Source organism: Streptomyces odonnellii, assembly GCF_000981895.1.
GTDB classification, from domain to species: domain Bacteria; phylum Actinomycetota; class Actinomycetes; order Streptomycetales; family Streptomycetaceae; genus Streptomyces; species Streptomyces odonnellii.
In genome coordinates, this window is record NZ_LATD01000033.1 from 1 (window position 1) to 16,723 (window position 16,723).

The 16,723-nt window shown below is 65.8% G+C and carries 12 protein-coding genes; 7 read left to right on the top strand and 5 right to left on the bottom strand.

Annotated features, from left to right (window positions below; translation table 11 throughout):
• The first annotated feature begins 137 nt into the window (after positions 1-137).
• Positions 138-1,721 carry a hypothetical protein gene (locus WH07_RS40230; RefSeq protein WP_052744251.1) on the top strand — a complete coding sequence of 528 codons (1,584 nt, stop codon included), beginning with the start codon at positions 138-140 and terminating at the stop codon, positions 1,719-1,721.
• Positions 1,722-1,907: 186 nt separating this feature from the next.
• On the opposite strand, the gene WH07_RS39575 is transcribed toward WH07_RS40230, so the two are convergent.
• Complete coding sequence (locus WH07_RS39575; RefSeq protein ID WP_157877232.1) at positions 1,908-2,084, bottom strand: hypothetical protein; 177 nt, start codon at positions 2,082-2,084, stop codon at positions 1,908-1,910.
• Between the two features lie 121 nt (positions 2,085-2,205).
• Positions 2,206-3,108: a hypothetical protein gene (locus WH07_RS05300; RefSeq protein WP_046495939.1), complete on the bottom strand. Its 903-nt coding sequence runs from the start codon at positions 3,106-3,108 to the stop codon at positions 2,206-2,208.
• 664 nt (positions 3,109-3,772) lie between these two features.
• Here WH07_RS05300 and WH07_RS05305 point away from each other — a divergent pair.
• From WH07_RS05305 to WH07_RS05320, 4 genes are read left to right on the top strand one after another with little or no spacing between them, the layout of a single operon-like run.
• Positions 3,773-5,020 carry a Wadjet anti-phage system protein JetD domain-containing protein gene (locus WH07_RS05305; protein WP_052744253.1) on the top strand — a complete coding sequence of 416 codons (1,248 nt, stop codon included), beginning with the start codon at positions 3,773-3,775 and terminating at the stop codon, positions 5,018-5,020.
• On the top strand, positions 5,017-6,291 hold the full coding sequence (locus WH07_RS05310; protein ID WP_046495943.1) for a hypothetical protein: 1,275 nt from the start codon (positions 5,017-5,019) through the stop codon (positions 6,289-6,291). Before WH07_RS05305 ends, WH07_RS05310 begins: the two co-directional genes overlap by 4 nt.
• Positions 6,281-7,537 (top strand): hypothetical protein, encoded by a 1,257-nt coding sequence (locus tag WH07_RS37100; RefSeq protein WP_157877236.1) that lies wholly within the window; start codon positions 6,281-6,283, stop codon positions 7,535-7,537. The genes WH07_RS05310 and WH07_RS37100 overlap by 11 nt, the downstream gene beginning before the upstream one ends.
• Positions 7,534-10,683: a coiled-coil domain-containing protein gene (locus tag WH07_RS05320; protein ID WP_046495945.1), complete on the top strand. Its 3,150-nt coding sequence runs from the start codon at positions 7,534-7,536 to the stop codon at positions 10,681-10,683. The genes WH07_RS37100 and WH07_RS05320 overlap by 4 nt, the downstream gene beginning before the upstream one ends.
• A gap of 109 nt (positions 10,684-10,792) precedes the next feature.
• Here the strand turns inward: WH07_RS05320 and WH07_RS36080 are convergent, their stop codons facing one another.
• The 3 genes from WH07_RS36080 to WH07_RS05335 form a co-directional block, all read right to left on the bottom strand.
• Positions 10,793-11,794: a restriction endonuclease gene (locus tag WH07_RS36080; protein ID WP_079022957.1), complete on the bottom strand. Its 1,002-nt coding sequence runs from the start codon at positions 11,792-11,794 to the stop codon at positions 10,793-10,795.
• A 298-nt stretch (positions 11,795-12,092) separates the two neighbouring features.
• On the bottom strand, positions 12,093-13,535 hold the full coding sequence (locus WH07_RS05330) for an ATP-dependent nuclease (protein ID WP_198533725.1): 1,443 nt from the start codon (positions 13,533-13,535) through the stop codon (positions 12,093-12,095).
• 365 nt (positions 13,536-13,900) lie between these two features.
• A complete protein-coding gene (locus WH07_RS05335) occupies positions 13,901-14,455 on the bottom strand; it encodes a hypothetical protein (protein ID WP_046495947.1) in 555 nt (184 codons plus the stop codon).
• Positions 14,456-14,704: 249 nt separating this feature from the next.
• On the opposite strand from WH07_RS05335, the gene WH07_RS05340 reads away from it, so the two are divergent.
• Positions 14,705-15,505, top strand: coding sequence for a hypothetical protein (locus tag WH07_RS05340; protein ID WP_046495949.1), 801 nt, complete (start codon positions 14,705-14,707; stop codon positions 15,503-15,505).
• On the top strand, positions 15,502-16,695 hold the full coding sequence (locus tag WH07_RS05345; protein ID WP_046495951.1) for a helix-turn-helix domain-containing protein: 1,194 nt from the start codon (positions 15,502-15,504) through the stop codon (positions 16,693-16,695). Before WH07_RS05340 ends, WH07_RS05345 begins: the two co-directional genes overlap by 4 nt.
• The last annotated feature ends 28 nt before the right edge of the window (positions 16,696-16,723 follow it).

Consider the following 16,723-nt stretch of genomic DNA (forward strand, 5'->3'; position numbering starts at 1 on the left):
CCACCACCAACCGCACGATCAAACCAACCTAACGAAGCACTACTAGATGAGCAGGGCGCACTGTGGTGATCGGCTAGGGTGCTGCGATGGCAACGCCCCCTGCTTCGGAGCCCTACGCCCGGCACGTGTTAGCCCGGATGGCGGACTACTTCACTGACGAAGGCACACCGTGGGCGCGTCGGCTGTGGGACATAGGGTCCGTGCTGGCCCTGGAAGAGTTGTGGGAGGCGGGTTACTGGCAGGCCCACGGGGTGCTCTCACAGACCGCCTGTGACTGGCAGCGTAATGAGCTCAACGCCTTGATCGGTCCCGATCGAGGCCTTGGTGACAGGGAGCTGCGCAAGGAGCTCACCGAGCTGCTGAAAAAGTCGCTGCCGGATCCGAGCCCCGCCCGCCGCCGACTCAAGGAGATCATCGGCCACGTGCGGGCCGGCTACCTGGAACGCTGGGCAGCCGCCGTGAATGTTCCGGTCGAGGAGCGCGTCAAGCCGGAGCGCTACTCCCGCACCGTCGCCTCTCATCTCCTGGACCTGGGATACAGCGCCAGCCATCTGAAGGCATGGGCGAACGATCTTTACCAGGCGCGCGCAACCACGGCGGACATCGCAGACAGCGCCGCAGAACTCGCCAGGACCCCGGCCAGCATGTTCGAGGTGCTGGTGGTGCTGGAGAAGGTGCCCAGGCGGGAGCTGGCAGAGCCGCTGGAGAACTGGCTGGGCAAGGGCAGGGTCGTGAGCTGGCTGCGCGAGCAGGGCCACGACACATCGGGTGTCCGCCCCGGAGGCGGGTTTGTCTACCAGGTCCGGGCCCGCGACCCCTTCAGCGCCGCCGAGCAGGCGCGGCAGCTGGTGGAGCGCATGACCGCACGCGCCCAGTTCCTGCGCAGGGACCGGGGAGGTGTAGAGCCTCTTCCGTATATCTGGGTCGCGGGTCACGCGAAGCCTGTCCCGCTCGAACCCCCGGCCCGTGGCGCGGATGTCCTGACGCTGGTCAACGAGGGGCACCTCTACCGCATCACGAGTCAACGCAGCCGGACCGACGATGCGCTGGAGCTCGCGGCGGCGGTCAACCGTGGTCCGATGGCTCCGGCTGTCGCCGGGGCCTGGGCCGCTGTGGAATCGCTGCTTTCGCATCCGGATGATCCCAAGGAGAACGAGCGCTCGGGCAAAGCGGTGGCAGCCGACCGGATGGCGGCCATCATCGCCTGCTCTTGGCCCCGCGCCGAGCTCACTGCCCTCGCACACCGACACAGGCCGCGGGAAGCTGATGACCTCACCCGCGCAATCGCGGCTTGCACGGCGAATCAGGAACGCGCCAGGCTGGTCGTCGAGGCATTGCGCACCACAGGAGCCGGGGCACTGGACTTCACCCGGACGCCCACCAAATACTCCGACAACCCCGCTGCCCAGCGCATGGCCGACCTGGTCCAAGACCCCCGACCAGTTCTGAACGACGTCGCGGGAGCCTTTCGGATCGCGCTGCGGCGCTTGTACCGCACCCGGAACATCATCCTGCACGGCGGCGCCACCCAGGGCGTGGCACTGGAAGCGTCGCTTCGCACCGCCGCGCCGCTGGTAGGCGCAGGCCTGGACCGCATCGTGCACGCCGCGTACGCCGAGGACCTCGCTCCTCTAGACCTCGCTGCCCGAGCCGAGGTAGCCCTCCAGCTTGTCAACGGCGAAACCGGACTCTCCGTGGTCGACCTACTGGAGCCCGTCTAAACACACCTGAATCGTCGGCAGTCACGCTTATGGGGGACATGAGTAGGCCGGACGGTAAGAGAAGTGGCCGCCGCTGCGGAGGCCCAAGGCGTCCGTCAGCTGCTAAGCCGGTCAGCGGACTCCCTGTCCAGCCGATCCCGGGACAGGTGCGATGGCCGCTCTCGGGAGAGCGGCCATCGCGGACCGCTATCGCCTCTGCTCGAAAAGGACGAGGAAGGGGGAGACATACCCCGAGGCTTCCAGCGGGGTGGTGTGCCCGAAGATGATCAGCACGACTCCGGCCAGCAGCGCGCTGCTGTACATGTAGATGATCGCCGGATCGGTTCCGTGATTGCCTTCGGCGGTGGTGCCGCTATCGGACATACTGGAGAAGCTCCTGTTCAATGCTGGACATGGGTGCGGTTACTCACAGCGACTAGGAACCCTGTGAGACCGGGAAGGCGGTCGGGGTGGCATCGCATGCCCGTGCGATTCATCCCGACCGTCAGTCATGGGTCGATACGAAACCTCCGTCTTCGCGTGGCCATACGACCTCGATGCACAGGGATGCACAGAGATCGAGCAGGTCCTCTCGCGGCTGCGAGGGCAGGAGTACCGCGAGGGTCGGCGTGGGGTTGAAGAATCGCCGGAAGTCCAGCAGCTTCCCGATCGCCTCACGCACAGCCGTCCGGGTTGCGCTCCCCTTCGCCTCGATCAGCCGGTTCTCCGTGGAGTCGAGGAGATCCACCCGGTAGGGCGTGGTCTCGCCAGCCAGTGTCAGCTGAGCTTGGGTGAGGCTGCGCCCCGATGCCCGCAGATGCGCGGCGTAGCTATCTACCAGCTGCGCTTCGGTGTGCGCACGCGACGGGCGAATCTCCGAGGTGTGCCTGGCCTGGTAAGTCGGTTGCAGTTCGACGATGCGCACCGTCGGCGCTGGCGTCCTGGGGAGCTGCGGGCCCCCATCGGCGATTGCGCCGACGGGCCGAAGCCGAAAGATGATCACGTTGCGGTTGGCCCCCTCCTCGTCCGGGGCGTCCGCAGAGTAGTACGGAGTCTCGTCGTCCAGGCGGAAGCGACCCAAGTGGCGATACAGAGGAGCCCCATCGGTCTGCCGATTCGGGAGCCGGTGGAACACGTGCAGCGTGCGGTTGTCTTCTTGGTGGCGCAGAAGGGAGCGGTTCCCTTGCGTCATCGTCTGGTTGCCGCGGGCGCCTTGCCCCATGAAGTGGAAGGTCCCGTCGTCGCCCCACCCCGTGTAGTCCGAGGCGGGCGAACTGTCCATGGTGAAAAGCATGACCATCCGCGACGCTGAGGAGGGAGCGATGCCTCCCTGCGGGGTCCCGCCGAAACGGCGGTGCAGTTCGCGCCGTGTCAGTTCCTCGCCCACTATCAGCTCTGCATCGGTCATGCCCTCACCTCCCAGTGCAGAGGGTACCTAAACCAGGTTGGTATTCGACCCTGCTTTCCTCGGAAGGGAGCTCACATGAGGCCCATTCCATGCCGATAATTTATGGATGAATCTGAATAAAAGGTGCACTTGTGCATCCGGTCTAGTTATTGATTTGTTATTAAGCGTGACGGTCGGCTGGCCCGCGTCGCCGCGTGGTCCGGTGTGGGCGTGTCGTTGCGCTCGCGCGGACGGGTTCCGTTGGGGGAAGTGGCTGATTAATGGGCGTCGATTGCCGATCGAACAACGTGATCGGGACATTCCCGAGAAGTGATGTAGGCCTCAACTCATCTGGTCTGTCCTGTATTCAGTGCACCGATAGCCTCAATGGGGCACAAGCCGCTGTTGGTCAGCACCCTGCCGTATCGAGCGGGGGAGGCCTAGCGACAGGGTTGCTGGCGAAGGCCACGGCCGGGGGGAGAGACCTGTGGGAGTCGCCGCGCGTACCGGGGGCGGACTGCTCTTCGGAGAATCGTTCGGGCGGGTGCCGGTCGTACTTGAGGGAGTGCCGGAGGGACTGCATGCCGTCACAGTCCCTACACGGCGAGACGGACAGGACAGGCTGCCTCGCGACCGACGGCGGAAACTGAACGTCACGCGGGTGGACTTGGTTCCAGCTGGCGAAGTGCCCCTGTTCGGAGCGCCCGAAGGGCTGTCGCCGTCGCACCTGGTGTGGGTCCTGGACTCCGGTCGACGCGAATGGTCCTCCGTCGTCAAGCGGTTCGGCGCGCAGGCCTTCGAGGTGACGGCCGATCTGGTCCGCTGCGGGGCGGTGATGTTGCGTTGCGAGGTCGACGAATTGCTCCAACTGGGGCGCCCCGTGCGCTGGACGTTGACTCAGGCATGGCAGGAGCAGTCGGAAGATCGCCTGGCGGAACTGCGTGGGGCCCGTGATCCGCGCCGTGCGCGTCGCGAGCTTCTGCAGGTGATGGAACCGGTTGAACAGCTCGCACAGGAGCGGCAGATTCTTGCCGCAGTCCCCGAAGTAGCGGGGCTGGTCGTTCCCGCTGGAAGCCGCGTCCGGACGGCGGCGTGGTCGGTCTACGAGGCCGCGGTCCGGGCCGCAGCGCAGTGGTGGGAGCTGCGTGGTCAAGGTGAGAAAGAAGTGACCTTGAAGCAGCTGGCCGCGCACGCGCTGGGCGGCTCCAAGACGTGGACGGCGCAGCAACAGGTCGGGTTTGCCAACCTCATCGGCATGGACTTCGAGGACGCAGTCCGTGAAGAAGACACCGACCTTCGGGTGAAGGGGCCTCTGTCGTGGCACATCGGCGAGGTCGCCGCAGACGCCGCGGTCGCCCGGCCCTGGGTCGGACTGCCCTCGCAGGGCATCCGAGTGATCGGCCAGGCCCAGTGCAGTGCCCGCGGTGTACTGGTGATCGAGAACTCCGACACCTTCGGAGCCGTGTGCCGCAGACTGCCGGAGCTGACTGAACACTGGCTCTGTGTCTGGGGCGCCGGCTACGCACGCGATCAGCTCGTCACGTTCCTCCAGTGGCTGCAGCCCAGGCCGATCGTCGCCTGGTGTGATCTGGACGCTGACGGCATCGGCATCATCGATGACCTGTCCCGTCGGCTCGGCACACTGGTGCACGCCGTCGGAATGGACGTGGACCTGTGGCGCGAAGGCCCTTACCGGCGGCGTAAGAATCCTGAGCAAGACAAGGCCCTTGACGCCGAACACGCCGCAGAGCTGGCACAGCGCGTGACGGGCCCTCTGCGCGAGCTGGCCCTCGCCGTCGCCGAGAGCGGGGAGTCGCGAGAGCAAGAGACGCTCTACCTCTCCGTTCTCCCCCGTCTGCCCGAGCTGCTGGAGCCCTTCCTCCACCTGCCCGTACCTGGGCCCGCCCAGCCGAGCCAGGAGAAGACACGGTGACCAGCGGCCAGCTGCCCTTGGACGAACAGGACCAGGTGCTCCTCGCCCCCGGTCAACGGCTGATGAACTGGCGTGCATTCTTCGCACCGTTGGCAGCCCACCGCGAGGCACTGGTGACGGACCCGGAACTGGTCCGTCTGGCCGCGGACGTCGTCGCAGTGTTCGCCGAACACGCCGCCTCCAGCGGACTGACACGAAACCAGATGCGGGAGCATCTGGGACCTGGCGGAAGGGGGTGGCCCTCAGCCGTCCTGGATTCACGGCTGTCGCTGATGATCGACATGAGTTTCCTGGAGCCCTACGTACTCAAGAAGCACCAGGACCGCTACGTCATGCGCCCCGCCGGCCTTGCCGGCGCCATCGCCGCCGAACGCCTCGCCCTGCACGGGGGAGTCGACGAACTCATCGGGCTGCTGGACCGTACACGCGAGTTGCTGGAACGAGACGACCCAGATCCCGCCCCCGTGCTGCAAGCACTGCGCACATGCCGGCACGGACTGACGGTCTTCGCACTGGACCTGCAGCGGCAGGTCATCATGGCCACGCCCGCAGAACTCATCAACGCCCAGCGCCAGCACGACCACACCGACTTCTCCCGTCAGGTGACAGACCTGAACGAGCTGGTCACCCGGGCCTTCTCCGGCGACCTCGTCCTGGAGGACGCGGCTACCGCGCTGATCGAGGCCGCACAGTTCTACCGCGAACAACTCCTCGCGGCCATCGACAAAATCCTGGAGCACGGCGGCGGAAGCCTCAACCTGGACGTCCTCACCCCCGCCGAGTACCTCCACCTCGCTAAGACCGCCGGCGTCGACCGCCTCGGACACTTCGGCGAGTTCCTCGTCGCCGACACACCCCCGGTGTGGATCGACGGCCAGCACGTGATCGACACCGCAGCCTCGTACACCCCGCAGCGGCCGCCACGACCGCGTCCTGCCCCGCCCCAGCCGACACCCGATGACGACGCCGATCCCTTCGCCGCCCTGGACGACGCCACCCAGCACGAGATCCTCCGCCAGGAGATCCTCCTGGAGGATCTCCTCGGCGGGCAGCAGCACACAGACCTTGCCGACGTACTCGAAGCACGAGGCTGGCCCGGAGCCGGGCGACTGCTGGTCGAACTCCTGGCAGCCGATGCTGATCCCCTCGTCGACTGCCACATCGAGATCGCCGTGCCAGTACGCGTCGATCCCGCTGCCAAGGTCACCTACCTCCACGACATCACCCTCCACGCCGGAGCCGACGCGGGAGGCCACGACCATGACAGGTGACAGCGCCCCACCGTCCCCGTCCGCACTCCTGCTGGCCGCCATCCGCGCCGCGGGATCAGTCGCCGCCCCCCGCAGTGCAGCCCTGCTCAAGGAAACCGCCGATGCCGCCCAAAGAGCGGGCCGGACCGTGCTGCAGCTCCGGGCCGCAGGGGAAAGCATGATGACGCTGCGGCTGGGGTGGCCCGCCGGCAGCGCCCCCGACATCGAGGTGCTGGGGGACCAAGCTCCCGCCGCTCTGGCCCGCATTCCCACTCTGGTCTGGGCTTTGTGCCTGAAGGCCGCATGGCCCGATCCCACGCTGCCGCACTACCCCGGCCAGCCCTTTTCCGCCCAGCTGATCGAGACCGCCTGCGCGCACCTGGGCGCGGATTCCAAGAGCGTCTCCACCGCTCTGGAGCGCCTACTGCCCGGGCGCGGTCTCATCGTGGCGGTCGGCCCGATGCTGCATCTGGGGCCCGCCGTGGCCACGCTGCCCGGTCCCACCATCGCCGCGCTCCGCAGAGGCCACCACCGGCTGCCGGACCCCTATCAACAGCACACCGCACACTCCTCACCCCATCCCCCACAGGCGCACGCTGACGATCCGAACACCGCCACCTCGCCGCACGAACTCACCCCGCCCGACGAAGCTCAACACAGCAGCGAGCACATCAGCCGCAGCATCGTCACTGCCCTGGAAACCGCACGAGGTCCACTGCCCCCACGCGACCTGCCGGCCCTCAACGACCCCGACATCCGTGCCCACGTCCAGGCGGCCTTGGCCGACATCGGCCGCACACTCATCCGCACACCCCAGGGCACCTGGACCACCGGATACCCAGACCCTGTCGCCGAAGCACTCGCCGCGGCCGGGATCGGCACCCTGAGCCCGGCCGAGCGAACCGTCCTCGCCCTGGTCCTCCTGCACACCGTCGCTCTGCCACGAGCCCAGGGACGCCACACGCACCCGCAATGGAACGCCACCCAGCATTCCGTCACCCTGCGCGAACTCGCCCGCAACCGCACGCTGACCAAAACCACGATCCGCGAGGCCCTGCGCACCCTGACCGCGGCAGGGATGCTCGACACCACAGGCCAAGGAAACTACGTCCCCGGCCCGTGCCTGCAACGCCTGAGCGAACCCAGCATCGCCTCCCTGTGGGAGGACCTCATCCTCGCCGGCCGGCCCGACGGCCACCTCGCCCGAGCCATCGCACGGCGGCGCCAAGCCGCCCGCCCCACCGCCCCGTTCCAGGAGCACCCGTGACCATCCCGACCGGCCCCGACAGCCAGCTGTCCACCGGCATCATCGGCAGCCGGCAACTGGTCGCCGTCCAGACCTTCGCCATCGCCCGGCTCACCAGCGACCCGGTGGCACTGATTCCCGGCACCTTCATCGCCGTGACAGGCCGAGGCCCCAAGGACTCCAACGAGTCAGGCAAGACCAGCTTCCTCGCCGCCGTGGCGCTGCTCCTGGGCGACCCCGAATGGCAGATCACCAGCAACGGCACAGCCAATACCGTCAACCTGCTCTTCGAACCCGTCATCGCCGGGGCTTCCACCCAGCTGGTCGACGCAGCCGACCGGGGCTACATCGCCGGCGTCTTCGCAGAATCCGACGGCAGCCGCCCGCATACCGTCTGGCTGCAGATCAGCAACGACTCACCCCATGTCCAAGTACGCCACCATACCGGCGTCCACCTGCTCACCGACGGAACCGACGACGAGCGTCACCGCGCAGCACCGGCCTTCTACCAGCAACTCGGTGTCGAGGCATTGGGCTCCAGCGAATACGCCACACAGCTTTACGGCCGATCCCCGAAGGTGCTGGCCTACGTGGCGTCCCGCGGGCAGGTACGCTCACGGCCCTCCCTGCTCAAGCTCGAAGCCGGCACCTACTCACCCGACCACATCGGGGATGCCCTGATCACCCTGTCCGGCCGCTCCAGCCTGCTCGAACACGACAAAGGGCAGCGCAAGGCACTGGACGACAAGCGAGACAAGTACGCCAAGGCCCTTCAACGGCACGAACAGGCACTCGCCCGGGAGGACACCATGCTCCGCGAGGCAGAGGCCCGAGACGAACTCCGCCGTAAGGTCGGCAGCGCCGAAGCAGACCGCCGCGCCGCCCTGGCCCGCATCCTGCTGGACGAAACCGCACAGCTGCGCAGTGCCGAGATCCTCCTGCCCCAGACCGCGGCAACCCTCAAGACGACGACCGATCTTCTGAGAGACCTGGAGTCTCAGAAGACCGACGCCTCCAACCTCACCGGACTCGAGCAGGCCTGCGAAACAGCCGAGCAGACCAAGAACCAATGCCTCACCGACTTGACCAACGCACAGACCGAAGAACGCCGCCTGGTAGAAGAACTCGCCAAGGCGCAAAAGGTACTGGACGAGGCCCGGACCCTCAGCGCCGCCCATGCCGGCGAATCCGCGGCCGCGCTCCAGGAACAGCTGACCCTGCTCGCCCAGCAGACGGCAGAAGCGGAGATCAACCGCGGCATCGCCCAACGTGACACCCTCAACTACGCAGACCAACTCAGCAAAGCCGAGCAGGGACAAGCAGGACTCGTCGGAGCGGTCCTGCACGTGCTGGCCGCCGAGGAGGACATCACCGGCGTCGGCCTGCTCGACCAGATCGACCTCGATGACCAGATGCGGGACAGGTGGGAAGCCGCCCTTCACCCGTGGCGCGACGCCGTCTGCGTAGCACACGCCGACCTGCCCGCCGCCCTCACAGCATTGACCGCTCTGCCCGGCGCCGTCCTGATCACCGAGGACCCAGACAAGGCCCCAACCGCCACCGCACCCACCAGCCAAGCGACCACGTGGCCAACCGGCATCCGCTCGGCGCCAGAACCTGCACACCAGTTCCTGCACGCACTCGCCGCCCAGACCCAATGGACCCAACAGCCCCCGCACTCCAGCGTCGACGCCCTCGGCGTCCACATCGTCGGAGCCTTCCCCAACCCGACCGTGGGGCGGGAAGCCTTGTGCGCCCAGCTGCGCGCCCGACACGACGAGGCCCTGCTCAGCCAGCAGAGAGCGGAGAACCTCCTTGAGCATCTCGCACGCCGCGTCACCCTGGCAGAGGCTGAACTGACGCGCGCCCAGGCCTTCGAAGCCCTACCGCAACTGCTGAAAGACCACAGCGAAGCCACTGACAGACTCACCCACAGACGTCACATGCTTCCCCAGGTCGCAACCCTTCTCGAGGAGGCAGTGGACGCCTGGGCCATGGCCAAAACAGCCCTCAGCGGCCGAAAGCAACGGATCGAAGAACTCGAGCGGCGCATCCGGGAAACGAAGATCACACTCCAACACTGCGACCGTGAGTGCCGCGACCAAGAGGCGGTCATCGAACGAGACGGCGCCAGCACCGCGGCAGCCGACCTGGGACTGGACGCTGAAGCTGCCCGTACGTTGCTGAACTGGCCCGCAGACTGGCTACCCACGCAGTACACGCAGCTTCTCACCGAAGCACCGCTTCCACCCGCCGCGCCCCACGGCGAACCGCCCCGGGAACGGCGCTCCGCCGTCCAACTCCACATGGCCGCCAACGCGACCGTCGACGGCTGCATGGTCGCCCTCTCCCTTCGGGCGGCAACCAGCGGCTACCCCACCGTCACCCTCGCTCACGCCAGCCGCCTCGACGACGCCGACCCCGATGCGAAAGCCGACACAGCACTCCAGGCACTCAGCGAGTGGCTCACCGACAACGAGGCCGCCGACGCCGACATCCACACCACCGTAGAGAAGGTGCGTGCCGAACGCCTTGAGGAGAACGCCTTCATCTCCCGCTCGGTGGAGACCCTCGCCGAGGAACTCCGCCGCACCCAGGAAGTCATCACCCAACGCGTCGCCGGAGCCCTCGACAACATCACCACAGCCCTGGACCAACTGAACCGCGACGCCGGCCTCTTTGGCGCAGACCTGCACTACCAGATCGACCCACCCACGGACACCGACCACAGCTGGCGCTGCTCCGTCACACCACGGTGGCGACGCAACCCCAACGGCCCGATGCTCGCGTACGACACCGTCACCAACACCGCCCAGGAAAAGCTCTTCTCCATCCACCTCGTTCTCGCCGCTCTCCTGGCAGCCCCTCACGCCCAAGGCCGAGTGCTCGTCCTGGACGAACTGGGCGACTCCCTGGGCCAAGAACACCGACGCGAAGTGCTCAGCGCGATCACCAATGTCGCCACTGCCCACGGCATCACCGTCCTGGGTACGTGCCAAGACACCCTCATGCGAGACGTAGCCCCTGTATGTGGGCAAATCCTCTACTTTCAGTACCCGTCAAAGTCCGAATACCTCAACCGGCCTACACGCATGTTCGGATATGACTCTCAAGTCGGCCGAGTGGAGCTCACCGCTGAACAGCTGACACGACGACTCACTCGCTGACACGGCCCTGACGGCAAACGCGACATTTGCTGCCAGATGTAGCGAAGCGGTTGTACCTCCGAATCAGGGCGCGCGGCGGGTGCTATCGGCCCGTCCCGGAGCAGCGTGATCAGGCTGATGCCTCAAGGGCGCCGGCCTGAGAGATGCCCATGACCTCATAGAGGGAGTCGCCCCATGTAGCCCAGCGTTCCAGCTCCGTTGCACCGATCAAGTGGATCGCGTGATCGTTGGCGAAGTCGCGAGCCGGCTCGGAGAAGGAGCCGTTGGTGACCATCAAAGCGATGTCAGCCTTGTGCTCAAGACGAGCGGTCCCATTGAACGTCTGGACGTTGGTGCTGGTCACGGTCTGCCTAGCCGCCCTGCTGGTCTGCTTGCACTGCACCACCACACGCCGGCCATCCGGAGTCTCAGAGATGACGTCCGCTCCCCTGTCCCCGGTACCGCCATGATTCCGGATCACCTTCATTCCGTCGCGATGGGTGAGCCACGCGACGAGAACCTCGAAGTCCTTGCCGTCGAACTGCTGGATACGCCCCAGGGAGTAGCTCTCCTTGCCCTGGGCGAAGCGGGCCCGTCGGTCGTCGACAACGGCCAAACGGTCGATCTCCGCGAGTGTTCGTTGGTGCATGGTTTCAAAGCGGTCTGTGCTGGGCGCGATCTCGTCCCACTGTTTCGTGATGGTGTTCAGCGGGGAATCGACGCGGCCTGGAGCGTAGAGCGTGGACAGGTCTTCCTTGGGGAGTCTGCTGAGTTCCTCGAAGGCCAGGGTTGCCTGCTGCAAGCAGCCTCCGATGAGGTCGAGTTCTTCGTTCATCGTTGTGGCAAACGCCGCGAAGGTCGAATCAAGTTCGACCCGAGTGAAGTCCCAGGTGCGCCCACGAAAGCGTGAGCCGCTCTTGAGTTCCTCAAGCTTTTCAAGATTCTTGCGGAGGGCGTCTGCGTGCCCGCGCAGCGCGGTGCAGCCTTCGCGGCCAATGGAGATCTCTTGTACCCACAGGTACGCAGCGAGCAGGTCGGCTTCGTCGGCTTTGCCCAACGCGTCGCCGATCCAGCTGCGTACGTTGCGGTCCGGATAGCGGGGAGGGACGACACGAGCGCTACGATCAATCATCACCGGGGGAGCGTATACGCGGCCACTGACACCCCGGTGCGGCTTCCCCGGGGCGATACCTGATGTGTGAAGCGGACCCTGCTTTGTCGCTGGTGTGTAGGCGACGACCGGTCGTAGCCCAAAGGCATTGCCGTCGACTATGTCCAGTCGGCTATGGCCTTGGCCGAAATCTGGGCTGTGTCGAAGTGCCTGACCTCCGCGACCAAGAAGGCTGAGGAAGCTGCCGTGCCGGTGCTGGAGGTAGTCAGCCAGCCATTCCGATCCCACGGAAGCAACTCGTCGCGATCCATAGGGAGCGTCAGGGCTGGCTGAGCAGGCGTTGTTGGACAGAGCTGACGAATGAGGCGCGCTCTTGGGAGTCCACGGTGTCCTTGGCCCAAACCGCGGCGATGGCTTCCCAAACTCGATCAGTGCGCACGCGGGGCCCTAGGCGCTCGGCCACGCGGCGGGTCCAGGCGTGATGGTTATCGATCTGTCGCGCGTCGTCAACGGCTTGCAGTAGTTCACCTGCTCTTACATCCAGGCGCATGGCTACCTTCTCCCACGCGGGCTCGTCCAGCGCGTCGAACACCTCCTTCTCTGGAGCCTGGGACCCCGGCAGAGTGATACAGCCCGCCTCGGCACGCTGGTCGGCGTCCAGTACCCCGAGCGACACGCCTGGAAGACGTCCATGTTCCGCAAGTCCGCCCAGGGTAGTCACCGTGGAAGCGGCTCCTACAGCAAGGATTTCGATCCGGCGGCCCAGATCGGGATCCTCTTGGTTGATCAAGGCATCGATCAGAATGCCCGCGTAGTCGTCCTCGCAGAACAGCACAAGCTCTGGGTGATCTATGTCGTCCATCAATGACATAGCAAACTTGGCGGTCACGCCATAAAGAACATCGCGCCCTCCTCCGCGATGGGTCTGGATGTACACGCGGGCCTCAGTAGGTAGCTGTTCCATGATCGTCGCAGAGTGGGTGGAGAGGATGAACTGCATTTTCCTCTTTTCGGCGATCTGGAAGAGTTCTGCCATAAGCCGCCGCTGAGCCCGAGGATGCAGGGAGGCTTCCACTTCGTCGATGATGATCAATGAACGGTCGGGAGCGGCACGGAGCAGCTCGACAAGGTCGGCGGTTGCGTCCTCGCCGGCGCCTTGATGGAAGTTGGAATATTCGCCTGCGCCCGTGTTCGGAACGCCAACTTGCTTGTTCTGGTACGTGGCCATGCCGCTGGCTGTGTAGGGCCTGTTCATGATCCGGGACAGCAGGCTCCGGTCCGCGTCACTGAACGGAGTAACTGCAGCAGTGAAGTTGGCCTGCGTGGCAGCCTTGCCGTAGCCGATCTGGGTATTGACGGGCTGGGTGCGGCTGATGTCGAGGAAGTACAGAGGGCGAGGAAAGCGGTCAGGCATACCCCGCCAGCGGCTGGTGAGCTTGCGCAAAGTCTGAGTATCGATCTTGCTGCCCCTGCGGATCTGATAGGTCAGAGTCACACCCTGAACCGTTTCCCAGGGAGTATTGGGAAAGAAGTCGTCGGGGTAGAAGGTCGCTCCGCCGCTCTGCTCGGCGGTGTAAGCAGCAGCTGCAGCTTTAAGGACCGTACTCTTACCTGCGCCGTTTTCTCCAGCGATGGCGACAACCGGGAACCGGAATTCGATGTTTTCCCCGTTCCAGCCGCGCAGGCCTTCAATCTGGACCGCGTCGAGGAACAGAGGCCATCCCTTGCCTGTGTTTCTGGCCGTGTTCCATTCGTGAGTCAAGGAGTTCAGGGTGGGCAATGGCCGGGGGCGAGCGATGTGCACGTGTGTCTCTTTCCACTGGTCTCTGCCAGACGATGCAGTTCAGTTCGCCAGCACCGGAGGCGGGGATGTTGCGCAGGTTGAGTACGCACGGACTGCAGTCTGGGACGCAACAGTAGGTGCGGGTGATCGCGGTATGCATGGTCGTTGTGGGCGTAGCAAGGAGTTCGCCTCGGACGAGCGCGATGACGGTTCGAGTGGCCTCGTTGAGGGTTGCGAGGAATGGGTCCGCCACGAGAAGGGAGGGTATCGCGCAACAGGCCGGGGAAAGGAGTGAGACGGGTGTCGGCAGTGGTGCGGTGCCCGAGCCGTCTCTTGGAGCAGATTCAGCCCGCAGCGGGGGCCAGGGGCGGGGTGGGCTCGTTGACGGCCCGTAGCAGTTCCCGCAGGCGCTGGCGGTCGTCGGCGAGGTGGAGTAGGCGGTACGACTTCTTCGCGAAGAAGATTCCTTGCACCGGTGCAGCGAGCGCTCCGACGCGTCGGGCTCGCTCTTGGAGCGGCAGCTCAGACAGCCACACACCACGCGCGGCCACGACGAACCCTGTCATCAACCCATGCAGGTCCAGTGGCCGCGAGGGGTAGGTCAAGACGTATTGCTCGGCGTGGTCGATGAGATAGCGGGTTGACTCCTCCACCTGCGACGCCCAGCGGTCGCACTCGCCTTGCATCCGGCCGCGCAGTGGTTCGTCTGTCTCCTCAGGGTTCACGTTCTCCAGTCGGGCTGTGGCGGAAAGGATCGTCAGGAGGTGTCCCGAGAAGGCATCCCGCGCGGCCCAAGCCGCCTTGATCCGGACTGACCTGGCCTCAAGGCGCGGAGCGAACCGCGACAACGCGAACGTGGTCACCATCGCGGTAATCACCGCGATGAGCATCGTCTTCATCCAAGGGTCAAGCACGGGTACTCCGAACGTAGTCCCGGCGTTGTTGCCGGACGTGGTGTACACCGGGGCGATCGGTTTCTACCACGCCCGGGGCCGTCACGCTGGCAGCTTCGGGCCTCAGCGTCACTTGGCCCGGGAGTCGCCGAATTGCCGGCTGGCTCGGCAGGTCGGTGCGCTTCACGCCCCTCGACACGCCGGAGTGGTTCACTCTGGCACACAAAATACTGGCCATGGTGTAACTTCCTCATCGTGAGTGAACACCAGGATGTCATCATGGAGTTCGGTGACGCCGGTCTCCTGGCTGGCGTGCGCTGGGCGTATCTGGCGGCTACCTCTCGGGCTCTGGAGACATACTCCGAGGCCGACGGTCACGACGCGGCCTTGCTCGGCAGCCTCAGGTACACATTGTTCCGTGATCGACTCGACCGCGTGTTCGCTTGTGAACGTTACGCGGTGCGTTCCGGCAACGACGACGCCGACCTCGACCTGCTGTACGACCAGCTGTCCGAACGTGACATCGACACCATGCCGCAGCTGGATGCGGGGCTGGTACGACGAGCCGACCTCAACGGCAGCCCCGGCTGGGCGCATGGTGAGCGTCGATTCCTGCTCGCCTCGTGTGACTTCGGAGAACTTGACCGACTGCCGTGGCCCCGCAAGAGCCCGACCAAGCAGCAGGTAGCCAGGCAGCGTACTCCCGAGCCACCGCAGCCCTCACTGTTCGACGGCTTGGAGGCAGAGGAGTTCGGCGGTCTGGAGATGCTGGCGACAGAGCCGGAACTGGACCTCGAAACGTATGTCGTGGCCCACAGTCTCGACCCCCTCAGCGGACGGATTGAACTGGTTCTCGGGCGTCCCCGCCTCAATACCGGCGGGGGACAGGCATGGCACTGGCGGCACGACATCCTCAGCGCCCCGCCGTCCGACGGCGGACGCCGCACGGATGACACCCCGCTCCCGACGGGGCCGAACACCGTGCCGGACGCACCCGTTCGTCTGCGCCGGCCGATGCACGAACGCCCAGGCAACCGTGCTAGTGGTGAAGGGTGAGTACTCGTACGTCTACGCTCGACCGAGCGGCGGAGGTCGCCGCGCTCTTCGACAGTGCCCGCCTCAAAATGGCGAGGCACCTGGCGGGCCTGCGCAAAAGCGACCTAGCCGCTCTCGTCGACAAAAGCCCAACCGCGGTGGCGGCCTGGGAGTCCGGAGCCAAACGGCCGACAGCCGCCACAGTGGCACAACTGGCACTGAGTCTGTCAGTCGACCCCGGGTTCTTCGCGATCCGTGCAGAGGACGTCGCCGCCCTCTGCACGGCACCGCACTTCCGCTCGCTCCGCTCCACCAGCCAGCTGGCCCGAGACCAGGCCTACGCCTACGGCCAGCTCGCCGTGGACATCACCAACAGCCTTGAACGGCACGTCGAGTTCCCCGATTCTGCCGTCCCCAGCTATCCCGTGCCAGTGGACGACCCGGACGGCAACGGCCCGGAACGTGCCGCCCAACTCCTGCGCCAGGAATGGGCGATGGGGGATGGCCCTGCTGGACACCTCGTCAGAATGCTGGAGAACCACGGCGTGCTCGTCGTCTTCAGCCCTCCACAGACAGCATCGGTCGACGCCTACTCGTTCGACAGCAAACTGCGCCCTGTGGTCGTCCTCAACCCCATCAAGCGGGACTACTACCGGCAGCGCTTCGACGTCGCGCATGAGCTGGGACACCTGATGATGCACAGCGACGCAGAGCCGGGCGGGCGCATCGTTGAGGCCCAAGCCCATCGCTTCGCCGCCGAGTTGCTCATGCCGGCCGATCAGATCCGAGACCTGCTTCCCGCCACCATGGGCGGCGCTGCCTGGCAGACACTGGCCCGGCTCAAAGAGCAGTGGGGCGTCAGCATCCAGGCACTTCTGTACCGTGCGCGATGGCTCGGCAGACTCAGCGACACGTCCTACCGCAACGCTATGACGACCATCTCGGCCCGTGGTTGGCGCCGGAACGAGCCGGGCTTGATCAGCGCTATCGAGCAGCCGTCCCTCTTGCCAAGAGCCGTGGAGTTGCTGACGCAAGAAGGCATCGACGAGTCCCAACTGGTGACGCAGTGCCGCATGCCGACGGAGCTGTTCCGCACGGTGACGGCCCGGACGCCGGACAGCGAATCGCCTGCCCTGGCACCGTCGCCAGGCAGCCGCCAGCAGGCGAGCGGACGAGTGGTCTCCCTGCTGGAACACAGAGGGCGCCCCTAACTCCACGGAACCGCACAAAAGTGCCACC